Annotated in this window: 13 protein-coding genes and 1 pseudogene; 11 read left to right on the top strand and 3 right to left on the bottom strand. The window is 63.3% G+C overall.

Annotated elements, in window-relative coordinates; genetic code table 11:
* Positions 1–486, bottom strand: coding sequence for a MarR family winged helix-turn-helix transcriptional regulator (locus CIT31_RS05200; RefSeq protein ID WP_095517752.1), 486 nt, complete (start codon positions 484–486; stop codon positions 1–3).
* Between the two features lie 105 nt (positions 487–591).
* On the opposite strand from CIT31_RS05200, the gene CIT31_RS05195 reads away from it, so the two are divergent.
* Positions 592–1,521, top strand: a complete 930-nt coding sequence (locus CIT31_RS05195; RefSeq protein WP_095517751.1) for a DMT family transporter — start codon at positions 592–594, stop codon at positions 1,519–1,521.
* Between the two features lie 23 nt (positions 1,522–1,544).
* Here the strand turns inward: CIT31_RS05195 and ubiG are convergent, their stop codons facing one another.
* Complete coding sequence (gene ubiG / locus CIT31_RS05190; protein ID WP_029348550.1) at positions 1,545–2,294, bottom strand: bifunctional 2-polyprenyl-6-hydroxyphenol methylase/3-demethylubiquinol 3-O-methyltransferase UbiG; 750 nt, start codon at positions 2,292–2,294, stop codon at positions 1,545–1,547.
* A gap of 277 nt (positions 2,295–2,571) precedes the next feature.
* On the opposite strand from ubiG, the gene CIT31_RS05185 reads away from it, so the two are divergent.
* The 9 genes from CIT31_RS05185 to CIT31_RS05145 all read left to right on the top strand — a co-directional run bounded on the left by CIT31_RS05185 (position 2,572) and on the right by CIT31_RS05145 (position 16,208).
* Positions 2,572–3,825, top strand: coding sequence for an aspartate kinase (locus CIT31_RS05185; protein WP_095517750.1), 1,254 nt, complete (start codon positions 2,572–2,574; stop codon positions 3,823–3,825).
* 180 nt (positions 3,826–4,005) lie between these two features.
* A complete protein-coding gene (ptsP, locus tag CIT31_RS05180) occupies positions 4,006–6,276 on the top strand; it encodes a phosphoenolpyruvate--protein phosphotransferase (RefSeq protein WP_095517749.1) in 2,271 nt (756 codons plus the stop codon).
* A 9-nt stretch (positions 6,277–6,285) separates the two neighbouring features.
* Positions 6,286–7,365: a peptide chain release factor 1 gene (gene prfA / locus CIT31_RS05175; RefSeq protein ID WP_095517748.1), complete on the top strand. Its 1,080-nt coding sequence runs from the start codon at positions 6,286–6,288 to the stop codon at positions 7,363–7,365.
* Positions 7,358–8,236, top strand: a complete 879-nt coding sequence (gene prmC / locus CIT31_RS05170) for a peptide chain release factor N(5)-glutamine methyltransferase (RefSeq protein ID WP_095517747.1) — start codon at positions 7,358–7,360, stop codon at positions 8,234–8,236. Before prfA ends, prmC begins: the two co-directional genes overlap by 8 nt.
* Before the next feature lie 303 nt (positions 8,237–8,539).
* Positions 8,540–9,511: a DUF4167 domain-containing protein gene (locus CIT31_RS05165; RefSeq protein WP_095517746.1), complete on the top strand. Its 972-nt coding sequence runs from the start codon at positions 8,540–8,542 to the stop codon at positions 9,509–9,511.
* 224 nt (positions 9,512–9,735) lie between these two features.
* On the top strand, positions 9,736–12,342 hold the full coding sequence (gene clpB / locus CIT31_RS05160; protein ID WP_095517745.1) for an ATP-dependent chaperone ClpB: 2,607 nt from the start codon (positions 9,736–9,738) through the stop codon (positions 12,340–12,342).
* A gap of 19 nt (positions 12,343–12,361) precedes the next feature.
* Positions 12,362–12,727 carry an MmcQ/YjbR family DNA-binding protein gene (locus CIT31_RS05155; protein ID WP_095517744.1) on the top strand — a complete coding sequence of 122 codons (366 nt, stop codon included), beginning with the start codon at positions 12,362–12,364 and terminating at the stop codon, positions 12,725–12,727.
* 251 nt (positions 12,728–12,978) lie between these two features.
* Positions 12,979–14,445 (top strand): L,D-transpeptidase family protein, encoded by a 1,467-nt coding sequence (locus tag CIT31_RS05150; RefSeq protein WP_095517743.1) that lies wholly within the window; start codon positions 12,979–12,981, stop codon positions 14,443–14,445.
* Between the two features lie 197 nt (positions 14,446–14,642).
* Positions 14,643–16,208, top strand: a complete 1,566-nt coding sequence (locus CIT31_RS05145) for an MFS transporter (RefSeq protein WP_095517742.1) — start codon at positions 14,643–14,645, stop codon at positions 16,206–16,208.
* Between the two features lie 26 nt (positions 16,209–16,234).
* On the opposite strand, the gene CIT31_RS05140 is transcribed toward CIT31_RS05145, so the two are convergent.
* On the bottom strand, positions 16,235–18,196 hold the full coding sequence (locus tag CIT31_RS05140; RefSeq protein WP_165778356.1) for a M23 family metallopeptidase: 1,962 nt from the start codon (positions 18,194–18,196) through the stop codon (positions 16,235–16,237).
* Between the two features lie 242 nt (positions 18,197–18,438).
* Between CIT31_RS05140 and CIT31_RS34600 the strand changes: the two are divergent.
* Positions 18,439–18,675, top strand: a pseudogene (locus CIT31_RS34600) (hypothetical protein); the annotation flags it as partial.

The following is an 18,675-nucleotide window of genomic DNA, read 5'->3' as shown; positions in this document are numbered from 1 at the left end:
CTAGCTGACGCTCCCTATCAATTTCTCCAGCAGGCGAGCAAGCGTCTCTTGTTCGGTGCGCGTCAGGCCGGAAAGTATCTCGTGCTCGTTGCCGACGTGGGCGGTGACCGCCTCATCGACCAATGCGAGACCTTTTCCGGTCAACTGCACGACGATCCCGCGCCGATCGTTGGGGTGCGGACCGCGCAGGATCAAGCCGGCCTTCTCCAGCCTATCGAGCCGGTTGGTCATGGCGCCCGACGTCACCATCGTCGCTTCATAGAGGGCAGTTGGCGTCAGCGCGTAAGGCGACCCGGAACGGCGCAGCGTCGCCAGCACATCGAATTCCCCGGATTGCAGTCCGAAGCGGGCAAACAGCGGAGCTAGGCGTTCTCGTGCAATCAGCGACGAGGCTTCGTTTAACCGTCCAAGCACGGCCATCGGAGAAACATCCAGATCCGGCCGTTCTTTTTTCCACTGCTCGATGGCTTTCGCGGCGCGATCCATCTATCTCACCATTAAATTTCTTGACGTTAAGAATCTTTTCATTATCTTATCTCAAGACACATTGCTGGCCAAGAGCTGCAAAGACAATAAGGTGCAAGGTTCGTTATGAAATTTCTCTGGGATTCAGCGCCCGGCCTTTTGGTCGTCACCGGCGGCCTGCTCGGCCTGACGCTGCCGTTCGGCAAGATCGCCACGGCGGCCGGCGTTTCGGCCATGGTCTGGGCCCTCGTTATCTCGCTCGGCGCCGGCGGTGTGCTTTTGTGCGCCCTGCTTCTGCGCGGGCAACGCATCCGGCTCACCCCGCACAGGCTGCGCTACTTCGTCGTCACCGCGGCGGTGTCCTATGCATTTCCCAATCTCTTGATGTTCTCGGCCATTCCGCATCTCGGCGCCGGCTATACCGGTATCATGTTCACACTGTCGCCAGTGGTTACCCTGGTGTTTTCGATCCTGCTCGGCGTTCGGCGCCCCAATCTGCTTGGTGTCGTCGGCATTGCCGTCGGCTTCCTTGGTGCGGTGATGGTGGCGGGGACGCGCGGCGAGGCCGGCCAGCCGGCCGAATTTTTCTGGGTGGCGGTGGGGCTGCTCATCCCGGTCAGCCTTGCCGCCGGCAACATCTACCGCACGGTCGACTGGCCGGAAGGGACCGGACCGATCGAGCTTGCCGTCGGCAGCCATCTGGCATCGGCTGTGCTGCTTCTTTGCGGTATCTTCACGCTGCAGGGCGGCGGTTCGCTCGCCCTGGTCGGCGGCGTGCCAATGGTGGTCGTCGGGCAGGTCGCGTCAGCCGCGGCGATGTTCGTCTTCTTCTTCCGGCTGCAGGCGGTCGGCGGCCCGGTCTATCTCAGCCAGATCGGCTATGTCGCGGCTGCGGTCGGATTGTTTGCCGGCACTATGTTTCTCGGCGAGCACTATCGATTGCTGACCTGGGCGGGTGCTGCCATCATCATCGCCGGCGTGTTCATCACCACCAAAGCGCAAAGCCAGATCACCACAAAGGCGCAAAGCCAGACGGGTGAGAAGGTGGCGGCGTGAGAAGGTTCAGACGTTTCGTGAGTTCAGGCGGGTGCCTTCTCCGCCAGCACCATGTAGTTGACGTCCATATCCTTCGACCGCTGCCAGCGGTCGGCGAGCGGATTGTAGGTGACGCCGGTGCGGTCGATGATGGTCAGGCCAGCGCCGGTCAGCGCCTTTTCCAGCTCGTCCGGCCGCACCAGCTTGCCGAACTGGTGGGTGCCGCGCGGCAACCAGCGCAGCACATATTCGGCGCCGATAATGGCCAGGCCCAGGGCCTTCAGTGTGCGGTTGATGGTGGCGACGAACATGATGCCGCCGGGCTTAAGCATGTCGCCGCATTTGGCCACGAATAAGTCGATGTCGGCAACATGCTCGACCACTTCCATGTTGAGGATGACGTCGAATTTCTCGCCCGCGTCAGCCAGATCCTCCGCCGTCGTGGCACGGTAATCCACCGTCACGCCGACCTCCGCCGCATGCAGCTTGGCCACTTCGATGTTGGTGGCCGATGCGTCGGCGCCGACCACTTCGGCGCCAAGCCGCGCCATCGGCTCGCACAACAGCCCGCCGCCGCAGCCGATGTCGAGGAAGCGCAGGCCCTCGAACGGCCGCGCCGCACGCGGGTCGCGGCCGAAGCGCGCCGCCACCTGGTCGCGTATATAGGCAAGCCGGATCGGATTGAACTTGTGCAGCGGGCGGAATTTGCCGTTCGGATTCCACCATTCGGCGGCAAGGGCGGAAAAGCGCTCCACTTCTCCGGCATCGATCGTCGATCGTCGGGGTTCTGGCATCGTGTGGTCTCCTCGAACGTTAGGAAGTCGGTCGAGAGCCGGCGAATGTCAAGGCAGCAAATTTCGACTGTTGCCCGTTGCGCCTATGCGACAGGTATGCGGGTACGCGCGTTGCGCTCGTGTGTCCCTTCGTCGCCCAGGGCAAGCGGCGGCACGCCTTGCGAAACCCGTAGCATTTGGCTAAGGAGGCCGCGAATTCGGCGACCGGCCCAGGCGGGCGCTCCCTTTCCGTTATTCGGCCGCCGGTCCGGCACCCAGTCAAAGGCATTTCGCTTCCATGGCGCGCATCGTGATGAAATTCGGCGGAACCTCCGTCGCCGACATCGCCCGCATCCGCAATGTGGCGCGCCATGTCAAACGCGAGGTCGATGCCGGCCATGAGGTTGCGGTGGTCGTCTCGGCGATGGCCGGCAAGACGAACGAGCTCGTGCAGTGGACGCGCGAAGCCTCGCCCATGCACGATGCGCGCGAATATGACGTCGTCGTCGCCTCCGGCGAGCAGGTGACCGCCGGCCTGCTGGCGATCGCGCTGCAGAACATGGGCGTCCATGCCCGCTCCTGGCAAGGCTGGCAGATCCCGATCAAGACCGACAATGCGCATGGCGCGGCGCGCATTCTCGACATCGACGGCGCGTTCCTGATCAAGCGCTTCGGCGAGGGCCAGGTGGCGGTGGTCGCCGGCTTTCAGGGCATCGGCCCGGACAATCGCATCGCCACGCTCGGCCGCGGCGGTTCTGACACCAGTGCTGTCGCCATCGCGGCGGCGGTCAGGGCCGACCGCTGCGACATCTACACCGATGTCGATGGGGTCTACACCACAGACCCGCGCATCGAGCCGAAAGCGCGGCGGCTGGCCAAGATTTCCTTCGAGGAAATGCTTGAAATGGCCTCTCTCGGCGCCAAGGTCCTGCAGGTACGCTCGGTCGAGCTTGCCATGGTGCACAGGGTGCGTACTTTCGTGCGGTCGTCCTTCGACGATCCCGACGCGCCCGGAATGGGGGATTTGCTCAATCCGCCCGGAACGCTTATTTGCGACGAGGAAGAGATCGTGGAACAGCAGGTCGTCACCGGAATTGCCTATGCCAAGGACGAAGCGCAGATTTCATTGCGCCGTGTCGGCGACCGGCCGGGCGTCGCCGCCGGCATTTTCGGGCCGCTGGCCGAGGCCAACATCAATGTCGACATGATCGTCCAGAACATTTCCGAGGACGGCAAGTTCACCGACATGACCTTCACCGTGCCGTCCGGCGATGTCGACAAGGCGCTTGCCGTGCTCGAGCGGCTGAAAACCACGATCGGCTACGACGTCGTGCAGTCGGAAGCCGGCATGTCGAAGGTCTCGGTCATCGGCATCGGCATGAGGAGCCATGCGGGCGTCGCCGCCACCGCTTTCAAGGCGCTGGCCGACAAGGCGATCAACATCCGTGCGATCACCACCTCCGAGATCAAGATTTCGATCCTGATCGACGGTCCCTACACCGAACTTGCGGTTCGCACTTTGCATTCCGTCTACGGTCTGGATAAGCAGTAGCAGACTGCATCGGCCCGAGAATCGGAGTCGATTTCGGAAAGCACGATGCAGCAGATCGAAAGTCTTAGAGCGTCCTTTGGCGTCCAATTGAACGCATGGCGCTCTAATTGAGTTGTTGCGTGAGCGCCGGCCGCGGGAGAAACTGCGGCGGGCAAAATGTCCATTGGAGAACAAGCCGCGATGCGTGATACGGCCAGTGGCCCGCGCGTTTTGCTGAAACGGCTCCGCGAGCTCATGCAGGAGCCGCTGGAGCCGCAGGAGCGGCTCGACCGCATCGTGCGCGATATTGCCGCCAATATGGTCGCCGAAGTGTGCTCGCTCTATGTGCTGCGCGCCGATTCAGTGCTCGAACTCTATGCCACCGAGGGTCTGAACCCGAACGCCGTCCATCTGGCGCAGCTCAGGCTGGGGGAAGGCCTCGTCGGCACGATCGCGGCCTCAGCACGGCCGCTCAATCTCTCCAATGCGCAGGAACATCCAGCCTTCGCCTATCTGCCGGAGACGGGGGAAGAGATCTACAATTCCTTCCTCGGCGTGCCGGTGCTCAGGGCAGGGCGCACGCTCGGTGTGCTGGTCGTCCAGAACAAGACCATGCGCCACTATCGCGACGACGAAGTCGAGGCGCTGGAAACGACGGCGATGGTGATCGCCGAGATGATCGCCACCGGCGACCTTGCCCGGCTGACCCGGCCCGGGCTCGAACTCGACCTGCGCCGCCCGGTGAGCTTTACCGGCCTGTCCTTCAACGAAGGCGTCGGGCTCGGTCATGTCGTGCTGCACGAGCCGCGCATCGTCGTCACCAATCTGTTCAACGAGGACAGCGATGAGGAGATCAAGCGGCTCGATGCATCCCTCGGCTCGCTCAGGCTCTCCATCGACGACATGCTGGAACGCCGCGAAGTCGCCTTCGAGGGTGAGCATCGCCAGGTGCTCGAAGCCTATCGCATGTTCGCCAACGACAGCGGCTGGGTGCGCCGGCTGGAAGAGGCGATCCGCAACGGCCTGACGGCGGAAGCAGCGGTGGAAAAAGTGCAGAGCGACATGCGTGCCCGCATGCTGCACATGACCGATCCGTATCTGCGCGAGCGAATGAGCGATTTCGACGATCTCGCCAATCGGTTGCTACGCCAGTTGATGGGGCGAGGGCCGGACGATGTCGCGGCCTCGCTGCCGAAGGACGCCATCATCGTCGCCCGCTCGATGGGGGCTGCCGAACTGCTCGATTATCCCAGAGACAAGCTGCGCGGGCTGGTGCTCGAGGACGGCGCGGCGACCAGCCACGTCGTTATCGTGGCGCGGGCCATGGGCATACCGGTCGCGGGCCAGATGAGGGGCGCCGTTTCCATGGCGGAAAACGGCGACGCCATCATTGTCGACGGCGAAGAAGGCGCGATCCATCTGCGCCCTCAGCCCGACCTCGAAGCCGCCTATGCCGAAAAGGTCCGCTTCCGGGCGCGGCGGCAGGAGGTCTATCGCGAACTGCGCAAGAAGCCGTCGGTGACCAAGGACGGCGTCCAGGTCGACCTTTTGATGAATGCGGGCCTGGCCGTCGATCTGCCGCAGCTTGCCGAGGCGGGCGCCGCCGGCATCGGCCTGTTCCGCACCGAGCTGCAATTCATGGTCGCCTCGACCTTTCCGCGTGCGGAAGCCCAGGAACGGCTCTACCGCGACGTGCTCGACGCGGCGCGCGGCAAGCCGGTGACCTTCCGCACCATCGATATCGGCGGCGACAAGGTGCTGCCCTACTTCAAGGACACGATCCAGGAAGAGAACCCGGCGCTCGGCTGGCGCGCCATCCGCCTGACGCTCGACCGGCCGGGCCTGTTGCGCACCCAGATCCGTGCGCTTCTAAAGGCCTGCGGTGGGCGTGAACTGAAGCTGATGCTGCCTATGGTGACGGAGCTCGGCGAGATCGCACAGGCGCGCGAAATCATCGATCGCGAGGTGCGGCATCTGTCGCGTTTTGCCCATCATCTGCCGACCAGCCTGAAGCTCGGGGCCATGCTGGAAGTGCCGTCGCTGCTGTTCCAGCTCGACGAGCTGATGAAGGCCGTCGATTTCGTCTCGGTCGGCTCGAACGATCTGTTCCAGTTCGTTATGGCGGTCGATCGCGGCAACACGCAGCTCTCCGACCGTTTCGATGCGCTGTCGACGCCGTTCCTGCGCGTTCTGAAGCAGATTGCCGACGCCGGGGTGCGCAATCAAACCCCGGTGACCTTGTGCGGCGAACTGGCGGGCAAGCCGATCTCGGCGATGGCGCTGATCGGCCTTGGCTACCGGTCGATCTCGATGTCGCCGGCTTCGATCGGTCCGGTCAAGGCGATGCTGACGGAACTGCCGCTGGCCGAGCTGGAGACGTTCTTCGACGACAATCTTATGGCGCCGGCCTACGGGTTGCCGATGCGGGCGCTGCTGCAAGCCTTTGCCGACGACCGCTCCATTCCGTTGTAGACCTTCGCCATGATCAACCTGCCCCGCGACCGTATGGATCAAGTCGTCAAGCGTTTCGATATGCTCGAAGCGCAGATGTCGGCCGGGCCGGCGGCGGACGCCTATGTCAGGATGGCGTCGGAATATGCCGACATGCAGGAGATGGTGGCAAAGATCAGGGAGCTGCGTAGCGCCGAGCATGAACAGGCCGACTTGCAGGCGATGCTCGCCGACAAAAGCACCGATGCCGAAATGCGGGTATTGGCCGAGGCCGATCTGCCCGAGGTCAGGGAACGCATCGAGGCGCTGCAGAGGGACATCCAGATCCTGCTTCTGCCCAAGGATGCCGCAGACGACAAGAACGCCATCCTCGAAATCCGCGCCGGGACCGGCGGCGACGAGGCGGCTCTCTTTGCTGGCGACCTGTTCCGCATGTACGAACGCTATGCTGCGGCACGCGGCTGGCGTTTCGAGACGGTGTCGGCGAGCGAGGGTGAGGTCGGCGGCTACAAGGAAATCATCGCCACCATTTCGGGCAAGGGGGTCTTCGCCCATCTGAAATTCGAGTCCGGTGTGCATCGTGTGCAGCGCGTGCCGGCCACCGAGGCCGGCGGGCGTATCCATACCTCGGCGGCGACGGTTGCGGTGCTGCCCGAAGCGGAAGAGGTCGACATCGACATCAGGGCCGAAGACATCCGCATCGACACGATGCGCGCCTCGGGTTCGGGTGGCCAGCACGTCAACACCACCGATTCGGCGGTGCGCATCACCCATCTGCCGACCGGCATCATGGTGGTGCAGGCGGAGAAGTCGCAGCACCAGAACCGGGCGAAAGCCATGCAGATCCTGCGCGCCAGGCTTTACGACCTCGAGCGCAGCAAGGCTGACGAGGAACGCTCCGAATCGCGCAAATCGCAGGTCGGTTCGGGCGATCGCTCGGAGCGCATCCGCACCTATAATTTCCCGCAGGGCCGCGTCACCGACCATCGCATCAATTTGACCCTCTACAAGCTCGACCGGGTGATGATGGGCGAACTCGACGAGATCATCGACGCGCTGATTGCCGACCACCAGTCGAAGCTGCTCGTCGATATCGGCCTCGATGGCTGACAGTCTGCCCGGTACGTTAGGGCCACTGCTGAAAGCGGCGCGGGCACGCCTTGCCGCGGCCGCAGTCGCCGATCCGGCGCTGGATGCAAGGCTGATCGTCGAACATATTTCCGGCACGACCCGCACACAAGCCATCGCCGATCCCGAATGCAGGGTCGATGCCGGCGCGATTGCCGCGATCGATTCAGCCCTGAGGCGGCGGATCGCCGGCGAGCCGGTGCATCGCATCCTGGGTTATCGCGAATTCTACGGCTTGCGCCTGTCGCTGTCACCGGAAACGCTTGAGCCGCGACCGGACACCGAAACGCTGGTCGAAGCGGTGCTGCCCTTCGTGAAGGCGACAGCGGAACGGCAAGGCCAATGCCGCATCCTCGATCTCGGCAGCGGCACCGGCGCCATCGCGCTGGCGCTGCTCAGCGCCGTTCCGGCGGCGGTCGCTACCGGTGTCGATATTTCGCAAGGCGCGCTGGCAACCGCCATGCGCAATGCCAGGGAATTGGGGTTAGCCGACCGGTTCCAGGTGCTCAAATCCGACTGGTTCGAAAAAGTTTTTGGCCGATACCATGTAATTGCCGCTAACCCTCCCTATATAGCAACCATAGACATTGAAAATCTGCAGGACGAAGTCCGCGATTTCGATCCACGCCAAGCCCTCGACGGCGGCGTGGATGGTCTGAGTCCCTACAGGATCATCGCCGCCGAGGCGGCAGGTTTTTTGGAAGCCGAGGGCAAGATTGCGGTCGAGATCGGCCACACCCAACGCAAAGAGGTTACGGGCATATTCTCCGCAGCCGGCTATGTGCCGGCGGGGGTATTCCGAGACTTTGGCGGAAACGAGAGGGTTCTGATCTTTGAACTGACAAAGCCGTGATGCAGTGCGAAAAAAGCGCTTGGCAATGCCGGGGAATGCGGCTAGGGTCGCCTTAACCGGATGAGACGAAGCAGGCAGTGCTCTTAGCGATTCGGTTTCCTTGGAAATAGCTGCCTTCTTGCGCAAACGACGCCCAAGCTTCGTGCGGGAATCGTCCGACAAGTGATGTAACCGGAACAGGATGACACGTGGCGCCAACGCAATCGATGCGGGCGAACGCCGGTGAAGAGACGAAACGGCTGGCTGCATGAGCGCCTCCGTTCGTGAAAAAGTTTTCGAAAATTCAAAATTGAAGAGAGTCGAATGAGGCCACAACAGCAGAACAGGCGCATGCGCGGTCGCAATAACAATGGCGGCGGCAATAACAACAACAATAACCGCAAGGGCCCAAATCCCCTGACGCGCAACTACGAGAGCAACGGTCCGGATGTGAAGATCCGCGGATCGGCTCAGCAGATCGCCGAAAAATACGCGACCCTTGCCCGTGACGCGCAAAGCTCCGGCGACCGGGTGATGGCGGAAAACTATCTCCAGCACGCCGAGCACTACAATCGCATCATCGCTGCCGCGCAGGCGCAGTTACCGATCCAGAGCGCTCAGCAGAACCGCGACGATTTCGACGATGACGGCGACGAAGATCGCGATGAGTTCGACAATGCCGGCAACAGCAATGTCGGTGAGACTGCGGCTCCGGTGGTCAACCACGCTGGCGGCCCGCAGCCGGTCATCGACGGCACACCAGCCGAGTTGGCGTTCAACCAGGAAAACGGTCGCGACAATCGCGATACCGGTGGGCGCGATACCGGTGGGCGCGATAATAGTGGGCGCGACAATGGCGGCCGCCATCGCGACCGTCGCCCCAATGGCGGCTACGGCCAGAACGGCCAGCGCGGCGAATTTGGTGCGCGCGGCGAGCAGGGCGGACAACGCGACGATCAGAACCGGCGCGGCGATCAGAGCCGGCGCAACGAGACACCGGTACAGAACGAGACGCCCATACAGGCGGAAACTGTGTCTCCGGTCGAGCCGGTTTCTGTGGCCGAACCCGCGCCGCAGTTCGAAAGCTTTTCGCCGGCGGCTCTGGCTGCCCAGGCCGAGGTGAACGAAGCAGCAGCCGAAAGCGGCGCTGCCCGCCGCCCCAGGCGTCCGCGCCGTCCGCGCGTCAACGCTGATCAGGTGGATGGCGGTAACGACAATGCTGGCGCCGATAACGTGAATGCAGCGCCGGCGGAAGACGCCGGTGGCGAGCCTGCCATCATCGACGTCAACAACTGATCGAGCAAGGCCTTCAGACATTCTTGGACGGCGGAGAGAAATCTCCGCCGTTTTTGTTTTGCGCACCCGGGCAATATTATGCATTCACCATTATTGGGACGTCTTGAGGGTCCGTGGCTTGCGCCCCATATCTCGCGTGAACAGGACCCGGCTCGAACGGGCGGGTCCGTCACCGCAATCTGATCCGGTGCCGCAAAGCGGGCCGGTGACGGAAGGAGACAGAGATGAACCTTGAAAAATATTCCGAGCGCGTGCGCGGCTTCATCCAGTCCGCGCAGACCTTGGCGCTCTCGCGCAACCACCAGCAATTCACTCCCGAACATATATTGAAAGTGCTCGTCGACGACGACGAGGGCTTGGCCGCGTCGTTGATCGAGCGCGCCGGCGGCAGCGTCCGCGACGTCAAGCTTGGCGTCGAGACGGCACTTGAGGCAATGCCCAAGGTGGAAGGCGGCAACGGCCAGCTCTATCTGGCGCAGCCGCTGGCCAAGGTGTTCTCGACCGCCGAGGAACTGGCCAAGAAGGCCGGCGACAGTTTCGTTACGGTCGAGAGGCTGCTGACTGCGCTGGCGGTCGAGAAATCCGCCAAGACTGCCGACATCCTCACCAAGGCCGGCGTGACGCCACAGGCGCTGAACCAGGTGATCAACGACGTCCGCAAGGGTCGCACCGCCGATTCGGCGAGCGCCGAGCAGGGCTATGATGCGCTGAAGAAGTACGCGCGCGACCTGACCGCCGACGGCCGCGCCGGCAAGCTCGACCCGGTCATCGGCCGCGACGACGAGATCCGTCGCACCATCCAGGTGCTGTCGCGCCGCACCAAGAACAATCCGGTGCTCATCGGTGAACCCGGCGTCGGCAAGACGGCGATCGCCGAAGGGCTGGCGTTGCGCATCGTCAACGGCGACGTGCCGGAATCGCTCAAGGACAAGCAGTTGATGGCGCTCGACATGGGGTCGCTGATCGCCGGTGCCAAATACCGCGGCGAATTCGAAGAGCGGCTGAAGGCGGTCCTTTCGGAAGTTACCGCTGCCGCTGGCGGCATCATCCTGTTCATCGATGAGATGCACACGCTGGTCGGCGCCGGCAAGGCGGATGGCGCCATGGATGCGTCGAATCTGTTGAAGCCGGCGCTGGCACGCGGCGAACTCCACTGTGTGGGCGCGACGACGCTCGACGAATACCGGAAGCATGTCGAGAAGGACGCCGCCCTTGCCCGCCGCTTCCAGCCGGTCTTCGTCAATGAACCGACCGTCGAAGACACCGTCTCCATTCTGCGCGGCCTGAAGGAAAAATACGAGCAGCACCACAAGGTGCGCATCTCGGATTCGGCGCTGGTCGCTGCGGCGTCGCTGTCCAACCGCTATATCGCCGACCGGTTCCTGCCGGACAAGGCCATCGATCTTGTCGACGAGGCCGCGTCGCGGCTCCGGATGCAGGTCGATTCGAAGCCCGAAGCGCTAGACGAGATCGACCGCCGCATCATGCAGCTCAAGATCGAGCGTGAGGCGCTGAAGGTCGAGAAGGACGACGCGTCAAAGGACCGGCTCGCCCGCCTCGAAAAGGATCTTTCCGCTCTGGAAGAAGAATCGACCGAACTGACCTCGAAGTGGCAGGCCGAGAAGCAGAAGCTCGGGCTCGCGGCCGACCTGAAGAAACAGCTCGACGAGGCGCGAAACGAGCTCGCCATTGCCCAGCGCAAGGGTGAATTCCAGCGCGCCGGCGAGCTTGCCTATGGCAAGATTCCGGAACTCGAAAAAAAGCTGACGCAGGCCGAGGCGCAAGACGGCAAGGTCGGCATGGTCGAAGAGGTGGTCACCCCCGACCACGTCGCCCATATCGTATCGCGCTGGACCGGCATTCCGGTCGACAAGATGCTGCAAGGCGAGCGGGACAAGCTGCTGCGCATGGAAGACGAGATCGGCAAGCGCGTCGTCGGCCAGGGCGAGGCGGTGCAGGCCGTGTCGAAAGCCGTTCGCCGTGCCCGCGCCGGCCTGCAGGATCCGAACCGGCCGATCGGCTCGTTCATGTTCCTCGGACCGACGGGCGTTGGCAAGACCGAGCTGACCAAGGCGCTCGCCAGCTTCCTGTTCGACGACGAGAGCGCCATGGTGCGCATCGATATGTCGGAATTCATGGAGAAACACTCGGTCGCCCGGCTGATCGGCGCGCCTCCCGGCTATGTCGGCTATGAGGAAGGCGGGGCACTGACCGAAGCGGTGCGGCGCCGGCCCTACCAGGTCGTGCTGTTCGACGAGATCGAGAAGGCGCATCCGGACGTGTTCAACGTGCTGCTGCAGGTGCTCGACGACGGCCGCCTGACCGACGGGCAGGGCCGCACGGTCGATTTCCGCAACACGCTGATTATCATGACGTCGAACCTCGGCGCCGAATACCTGGTCAATCTCAACGAGAATCAGGACGTCGATGCCGTACGTGACGAGGTGATGAGCGTGGTGCGGGTATCGTTCCGGCCGGAGTTCCTTAACCGCGTCGATGAAGTGATCCTGTTCCACCGGCTGCGTCGGCAGGATATGGGCCGCATCGTCGAGATCCAACTCAAGCGACTGGAAAACCTGCTCGTCGATCGCAAGATCACGCTTTCGCTGGACCAGGAGGCGATCGACTGGCTGGCGGCCAAGGGCTACGATCCGGCCTATGGCGCGCGGCCGCTGAAGCGGGTGATGCAAAAGGAACTGCAGGACCCGCTGGCGGAGAAGATACTGCTCGGCGACATCCTCGACAGTTCGACCGTCAAGGTCACCGCAGGTTCCGACCGGTTGAACTTCCGCTCGAAGCCGACGGTCGTGGCGACCGAGGCGGCGGCCTGATTCGAGGCCGGGGGCGCAGATGACGCTGGATGACTACAACAGCTTCTGCGCCTCGCTGCCGTCGACGAGCCATGTCGTCCAGTGGGGCGGCGCCCATGTCTGGAAGGTCGGAGCCAAGGTCTTTGCGATAGGCGGTTGGAGTGAGGGCAAGGAGCCGTTCGTCACCTTCAAATGCTCCGACACCGCTTATGACATCTTGAAGGAACAGCCGGGCCTTCGGCCCGCGCCCTATCTTGCGTCACGCGGCATGAAATGGATCCAGCGCCAGACAAGCCAAAGCATGGATGATGACGCGCTGAAGGACTATCTGCGCGAAAGCCATCGCCTTGTCGCACTCAAGCTGACGAAGCAGGCGCGCAAGGAATTGGGACTCGCCGCCAGCTAGCTATGTTGCTCTCATCGCCAGAAATCCGCCATCTTCATGCCCGGTTCATGTTGGAACCTTATGGTCGGCAACTGATTTGCTGGCGAAGGGGTTCGCCTGCCGCATAGGCCCGAACATCGAATTCGATTTTCGGAAAGCTTGGTGCGAAGATTTTAACAATTAGAGCGTCCTTGCGCGTCCGAAGGGACGCGCGGCGCTCTAAAGAGACAACGCCGGGCGGCGGCAATTACGGACCGGAGAATTTGGCCAACATGTTCCGCACGATCTTCACCCTTTCGGCGCTCGCCGCCGGGCTGCTTTCTTCGAGCGCGATGGCCGCACCGACGGAGGACATCGCGCCGCGATCTGCCCGTGCGGCCAATGCCGGTGGTGTGCTGGTCGCCCAGAACGGCGATTTCGACGTCTATTACGACGCCAGGGGGAACCGTGTCATCGTCGATGCGGAAACCGGCCAGGTCCTCGCCATCCAGCCGCCGCAGACCAGGTTCGACCGCCGCGCGCTCCGCCGCGAGCGCCTGCGCAATCTCGGACCGGTCGAGGACGACCGTTATTATCTCGACGACCCGGAAGACACGGCGCGCTTGCGCCGCAGGCAATTGGAAGAGGAAGGCCTGATCGTTGTGCCACCGGTCGACGAATACGATCCCTACAGCGACAATTGGGTGGAAACTTTTCCCGAAGCGCCGCGCGATGACGGCAGCTATGGCAACGATTATCCGGACGCGCCGCATCCGATAAAGCCGCGCACCGTCAAGCGTCAGCCGCTCGACGAGGCTTCGATCGAACCGGCCGAGCCGACGGCCCCGGGCGACCAGGCGGCATTGCCGCCAAAGATCGGCGGCAAGACTGTCGCCGATCCGTCGCTTTCACTCGGTGCACGACAGGATGTTGCTGCGTTGCAAGTGCTGCTCGACCGCGCCGGCGCTTCGCCCGGCGTCGTCGACGGGCGCTTCGGCTCGAATGTCGACAAGGCACTCGCCGCCTACAACGAGATCACCGGCAGCAATTTGCGGTCGACCGATGTGGTTGGCATCCAGGCAGCCCTTGAGCAGTCCGGCGGCGATGCCTTCGCCTCCTACAGCATCACGCCCGAGGATGCGGCCGGCCCCTATGTCGCCTCGGTGCCGGAAGACTACGGCCAGAAGGCGCAGCTCGACCGGCTGAGTTACACCTCCGTCACCGAAGCGCTGGCCGAGCGGTTCCATATGGACGAGAACTATTTGAAGGCGCTCAATCCGGAAGCCAATTTCAATCGTCCAGGCACGATCATCAAGGTCGCCAATTTCGGCAGGCTGGTGGCGGAGCCGGTGGCTCGCATCATCGCCGACAAGGGCAAGAAGCAGGTCCGCGCCTATGGCGCGTCGGGCAAGCTAATCGCGGCCTATCCAGCCACCATCGGCTCGGCGGACACGCCTTCGCCCACCGGCACTCATGCGGTGTCGCGGGTCGCGTTAGATCCGAACTACACCTACAATCCGAACATCAATTTCAAGCAGGGCGAAAACAACAAGATCCTGACCATCCCGCCGGGTCCGAACGGCCCCGTCGGCTCGGTCTGGATTGCACTGGACAAGCCGACCTACGGCATTCACGGCACGCCTGACCCCTCCAAGATCGGCAAAACCGAAAGCCATGGCTGCGTGCGGCTCACCAATTGGGACGCGCGCGAACTGGCAAAAATCGTGTCGCCGGGCGTCACGGTGGAATTCATCGACTGACCGCCTTATCGCAAATCACTGCACCCCCCCGGGTCGGCTCGGGGGGCAGGCTTTTTGGCGACGTGCATTATCAGCCGATTTTCGCAAGTGAAGGAGCCGCGGTCCAACGGCATCGAAACGCCGATCCTGTTCTGGTTTCAACGACAGCAGTCCTCTGGCCGGTTGTTGCCAGCGCATAGGAGGGCTAAGCAGGCTTCATGCGCTCTCCAAGCGAAGTCGGCGCCGAAGCCGTCCCCCTGATCAGGCCGCTGCCGGCCGATACGTTTTGCCCGCAATCGCGGCGCAGCTTCGTGCTGATCGCGGCGATCCTGGCTTCGGCGCTCGGCTTCATCGACGGTTCGATCCTGGCCATCGCCACACCGGCGATCCGCGTCGATCTTGGCGCAAGTTTCGCCGAGGCGCAGTGGATTTCAAACTCCTATGCGCTGACGCTTTCGGCACTCATACTTGTCGGCGGCGCCGCGGGCGACCGTTTTGGCCTGCGGCATGCTTTTGTGGCAGGCATCGCGCTGTTCATTGCCGCCTCGCTTGCCTGCGCGGTGGCGCCGAACCCGCCGGTGCTCATTGCGTTTCGCGCCATTCAGGGCATCGGTGCTGCCATCATGGTGCCGGGCAGCCTCGCCATTATCGCCAAGGCCTATCCGAAGAAGGAGCGCGGCAGGGCGATCGGCATCTGGGCGGCGGCCTCGGCGCTGACGACGGCGCTTGGCCCGGTGCTGGGCGGCGTTGTCTTGTCGGCCTTCGGCGACGGCATCTGGCGGGCGATCTTCGCGATCAATCTGCCGCTTGGTCTTGTCTCGATCTACCTCCTGCTCGCCAAGGTCCCGGCCGACGCACCGACGGAAAAGCGCAGCCTCGATCTCGGCGGCGCTGCCCTCGCGACCTTGGCGTTCGGAGCGCTTGCCTACGGCTTGACCTCGATGAGCGCGGAGGGCGAGGGGCAAATGTCCGGCCAGAGCATCGCCGCCGGCGCGCTGCTGCTCATCATGTTCATTGTCTTCGAGCGCCGGCAGCGCGAACCGATGATCGATCTCTCGCTGTTTCGGGTCGGCGCCTTCGCCGGCGCCAATGTGGCGACCTTCTTCCTCTATTTCGCACTGTCGGCCAACCTGTTCTATCTGCCGATGCTGCTCATCGCCGGATGGGGCCTGAGCGCGGCTGAGGTCGGCTTCATCTTCCTGCCGCTGTCGGTCTTGATCGCGCTGTTGTCGGGGCCGGTCGGCCAGTGGTCCGACCGGATCGGCCCGCGTTTTCCGATCGCCAGCGGCAGTCTGGTCGTCGCTGTCGCCTTTGCCGGGCTTGCCTTGCTGGCCTATGCCGGCATCCACGGTTTCTGGTGGGGAGTGTTTCCGCTGATGGCGCTGATGGGGCTCGGCATGGCGCTGGTCGTGTCGCCGCTGTCGACGGCGGTGATGACGGGAGTCGAGGACAAGGATACGGGTGCTGCTTCGGGAATCAACAATGCCGTCTCGCGCATTGGCGGCCTGATCGCGGTGGCGGCGATGGGGTCACTGGCGGCCTGGGTCTATGCGGCAGTGCTGAATAGCGGTGCCGCATCCGGCGTTCCGGGTTTCGGCGAACCGGCGCCGGCGGGCCTGGCACCGGATCTCGATGCAGTAAGGCTTGCCGCCAGCGATGCAGCTTTCGCAGCCGTCGCCTTGGCGACCGCGCTGCTTTGCCTGCTGTCGGCGATCGTGGCGTGGACGACCGTCTCCGGCGAACGACTGCCATGGTCGCGTGTATCTGAGACTCCGCAGAGCTGAGGAGCCCGGAAGGCTGCAAGGTCAGCTCAGCCTTCGATCTTGGCGCTCGCGACCTTCAGCGAATCACTGTCTTCCTGATTGAGCAGATCATCGATGCGCCCGCGCTCGCGCTTGAAGGCGACGAGGTCGTCGCCCTTCAGCACCTTGCCGACCGGCAGGCGAACGCGCATCGGATCGACCTTGGTGCCGTTGACGATCAACTCGTAGTGGAGATGCGGACCGGTGGCGAGGCCGGTCTGGCCGAGAAAGCCGATGGTCTGGCCTTGGCGGATGCGCACGCCCGGCGCGATGCCTTTGGCAAATGCGCTCTGGTGATTGTAGGAGGTCTCGTAGCCATTGGCGTGGCGGATGATGATCTGTTTGCCATAGCCGCCGGCCCAGCCGGCCTTCTCGACGACACCGTTGCCGGCAGCGATGATCGGCGTGCCGATGGCGGCTGACCAATCGACGCCGGTATGCATGCGCACATAGCCGAGGATCGGATGCCTGCGGGCACCGAAGCCGGAGCGGAATTTTCCTGCGGGCAGGGGATTGCGCAGCAGGAATTGCTGGGCGCTGCGGCCGTCCTCGTCGAAATAGTCGGTACTGCCGTCCTGCATCTGAAACCGATAGAAATTGCGCGTCGTGCCGCCGAACGTCGCCGAGACATAGAGCAGCTCGGATTCGTCGGATGCCTGGTCGTCGCCATCCGGCTGCGAGAACAGCACCTCGATGCGGTCCGACGGATTGAGCCGCGACTGGAAATCGACACCGGACGCCAGGAGCTTGATCAGCCGCTTGGTCATCGCCTTGGACATGCCGTAGGAATAGGCGGCGCGGTAGATGCCGTCATAGACGTTCGGCAGATTGCCGCGCACGACAACCGGCGGCGAATCATCGAACGCGGTCAGCAATTCGGGATTGGGCTCCGGCTCCTGCGCCGGCACATATTGGCCGTGATCATCGAGCGCGATGGTGACGATATGCTGGGCCCTGTCGTAGATGCCGGTGCGAACGACCTTGGCGGCGTCGCCATGGACCTCGAGGCCGACGCGCAGCACGGTTCCCGCCTTGAGCGCTGTCGCATTCAGCAATTTGGCGATCGCCTCGGCCATGCCGGTGGCGTCCTCGCCCGTATAGCCCGAATCGGCAAATGCCTCGACAATGTTGCGGTCCCTGGTGAAGGGGATGATCTCCTCGGCGAAGGCTGGCGCCTGATCATCGGGGGCAGCACGCGGCGACACCGAGACGTTTTCCGGGACGATCCTGACGTCGTAGGAGCCGGCCATGCTCTCGGCGAATGCATCGCCGAATCGCTGCGGGTCGACATAATGCAGCGACGCGACCTGCACGGCGCCGTCGCTCAGGCCCGTGCCGGCCTGGCGCACCACCTTTTCCACCTCGTCGGCGGACAAGTCACTCTTTTCGTCGAAGGCCGCCTTCTCGATCGGGAAATCGACCGTCTTCAGGCTCATCTCGCTTTCGACCTTGGCGCCATAGATTTGGCCGGCGGCGGCGGTCGCCGGCTGACCGGCATTGCCGTCGCGGTCGTCCCCAAACACCTGCATCGGGTTGAAAGGCGGATAGGCTCGGCTGGTCGTGTGCCCGGCGGCAAGCGCCATCTTGATCTGCACGAAAGGCATGGTGTGGATGACATCGCGGTCGCCGACCTTGGTCACCATCGACACTTCCATGCGCCGGCGGTCCTTGGCCTTGGCGATCTGGCGCGGCGCCACCAGCCTGGTGGTCTTGGCGATCTCGCCGGAATCGTCGCCTCTTGCAAGGCTGATCAGTTCCGCGATCTCGGGCGGTGTTGCCAATTGCTGACGGCCGTCGAGGGCTGCGAACAGCGCCACGCCCATCAGCACGCTCGACGTCACGCCAGTCAGAAAAGTGCCCGACAGCCAGCGCGCCGAAACCTCGCGCCGGTCGGGCGGGCCACTGCGACCGTCCGCAATCAGCGGCGGCTCGTTGCCGAGTTCGGCTATGACATTTTCCGTATCTGGCATCCAGAAAGGCTGCTTCTTCCCCGGGCGGGACGGCTTGTCGCTTTTGTTGTGGCCATGACATTTGCCTGTCACGGCGGGCGAAGTCAACGAAGCGCCTGGCTTCGGCCGAGATCCCCAGTCATACTTCTCTCTTAGTGGCTCTCTCTTACAGTCGCTTATAAGGGCGCCGCGCCGGTGGTGCATGCGCCAGCTTCGTTGGGCCTTGGTGTCAAACCGCAATGCGGCGGCAATAGGGCTCCTTGGTGGTGGTCGGCTTTGTTATCCCCATGCCGCAGCGGAAGTCGGCTAGCGAAAATCGGCACCGCAATCTTTCGTCGCAAAAAATTCAAAAAAGACCGAAATCGTTGTTGACACTTTGGACGCCTGCCGACTATATACGCCTCACCAACGAGGGCGGCGCGCCGCTGGCGACGAAGCGCTTCGCTTCTAGATCTGCCCTCTGCGAAATTCAAGAGAGCCGCGTGAGCGACACTCGAACG

It is taken from the genome of Mesorhizobium wenxiniae (assembly GCF_002284535.1).
GTDB lineage: Bacteria > Pseudomonadota > Alphaproteobacteria > Rhizobiales > Rhizobiaceae > Mesorhizobium > Mesorhizobium wenxiniae.
The sequence above is the reverse complement of the archived record's forward strand: the minus strand, read 5'-3'. Positions and strand labels throughout refer to the sequence as shown.

What these genes read in the sequence shown, in the direction of transcription:
- CIT31_RS05140 (WP_165778356.1), bottom strand. Translation starts at nt 18,196, where the DNA reads ATGCCAGATACGGAAAATGTCATAGCCGAACTCGGCAACGAGCCGCCG.
- CIT31_RS05185 (WP_095517750.1), top strand. Translation starts at nt 2,572, where the DNA reads ATGGCGCGCATCGTGATGAAATTCGGCGGAACCTCCGTCGCCGACATC.
- CIT31_RS05145 (WP_095517742.1), top strand. Translation starts at nt 14,643, where the DNA reads ATGCGCTCTCCAAGCGAAGTCGGCGCCGAAGCCGTCCCCCTGATCAGG.
- prmC (WP_095517747.1), top strand. Translation starts at nt 7,358, where the DNA reads ATGGCTGACAGTCTGCCCGGTACGTTAGGGCCACTGCTGAAAGCGGCG.
- CIT31_RS05150 (WP_095517743.1), top strand. Translation starts at nt 12,979, where the DNA reads ATGTTCCGCACGATCTTCACCCTTTCGGCGCTCGCCGCCGGGCTGCTT.
- CIT31_RS05155 (WP_095517744.1), top strand. Translation starts at nt 12,362, where the DNA reads ATGACGCTGGATGACTACAACAGCTTCTGCGCCTCGCTGCCGTCGACG.
- CIT31_RS05195 (WP_095517751.1), top strand. Translation starts at nt 592, where the DNA reads ATGAAATTTCTCTGGGATTCAGCGCCCGGCCTTTTGGTCGTCACCGGC.
- CIT31_RS05200 (WP_095517752.1), bottom strand. Translation starts at nt 486, where the DNA reads ATGGATCGCGCCGCGAAAGCCATCGAGCAGTGGAAAAAAGAACGGCCG.
- prfA (WP_095517748.1), top strand. Translation starts at nt 6,286, where the DNA reads ATGATCAACCTGCCCCGCGACCGTATGGATCAAGTCGTCAAGCGTTTC.
- ptsP (WP_095517749.1), top strand. Translation starts at nt 4,006, where the DNA reads ATGCGTGATACGGCCAGTGGCCCGCGCGTTTTGCTGAAACGGCTCCGC.
- ubiG (WP_029348550.1), bottom strand. Translation starts at nt 2,294, where the DNA reads ATGCCAGAACCCCGACGATCGACGATCGATGCCGGAGAAGTGGAGCGC.
- CIT31_RS05165 (WP_095517746.1), top strand. Translation starts at nt 8,540, where the DNA reads ATGAGGCCACAACAGCAGAACAGGCGCATGCGCGGTCGCAATAACAAT.
- clpB (WP_095517745.1), top strand. Translation starts at nt 9,736, where the DNA reads ATGAACCTTGAAAAATATTCCGAGCGCGTGCGCGGCTTCATCCAGTCC.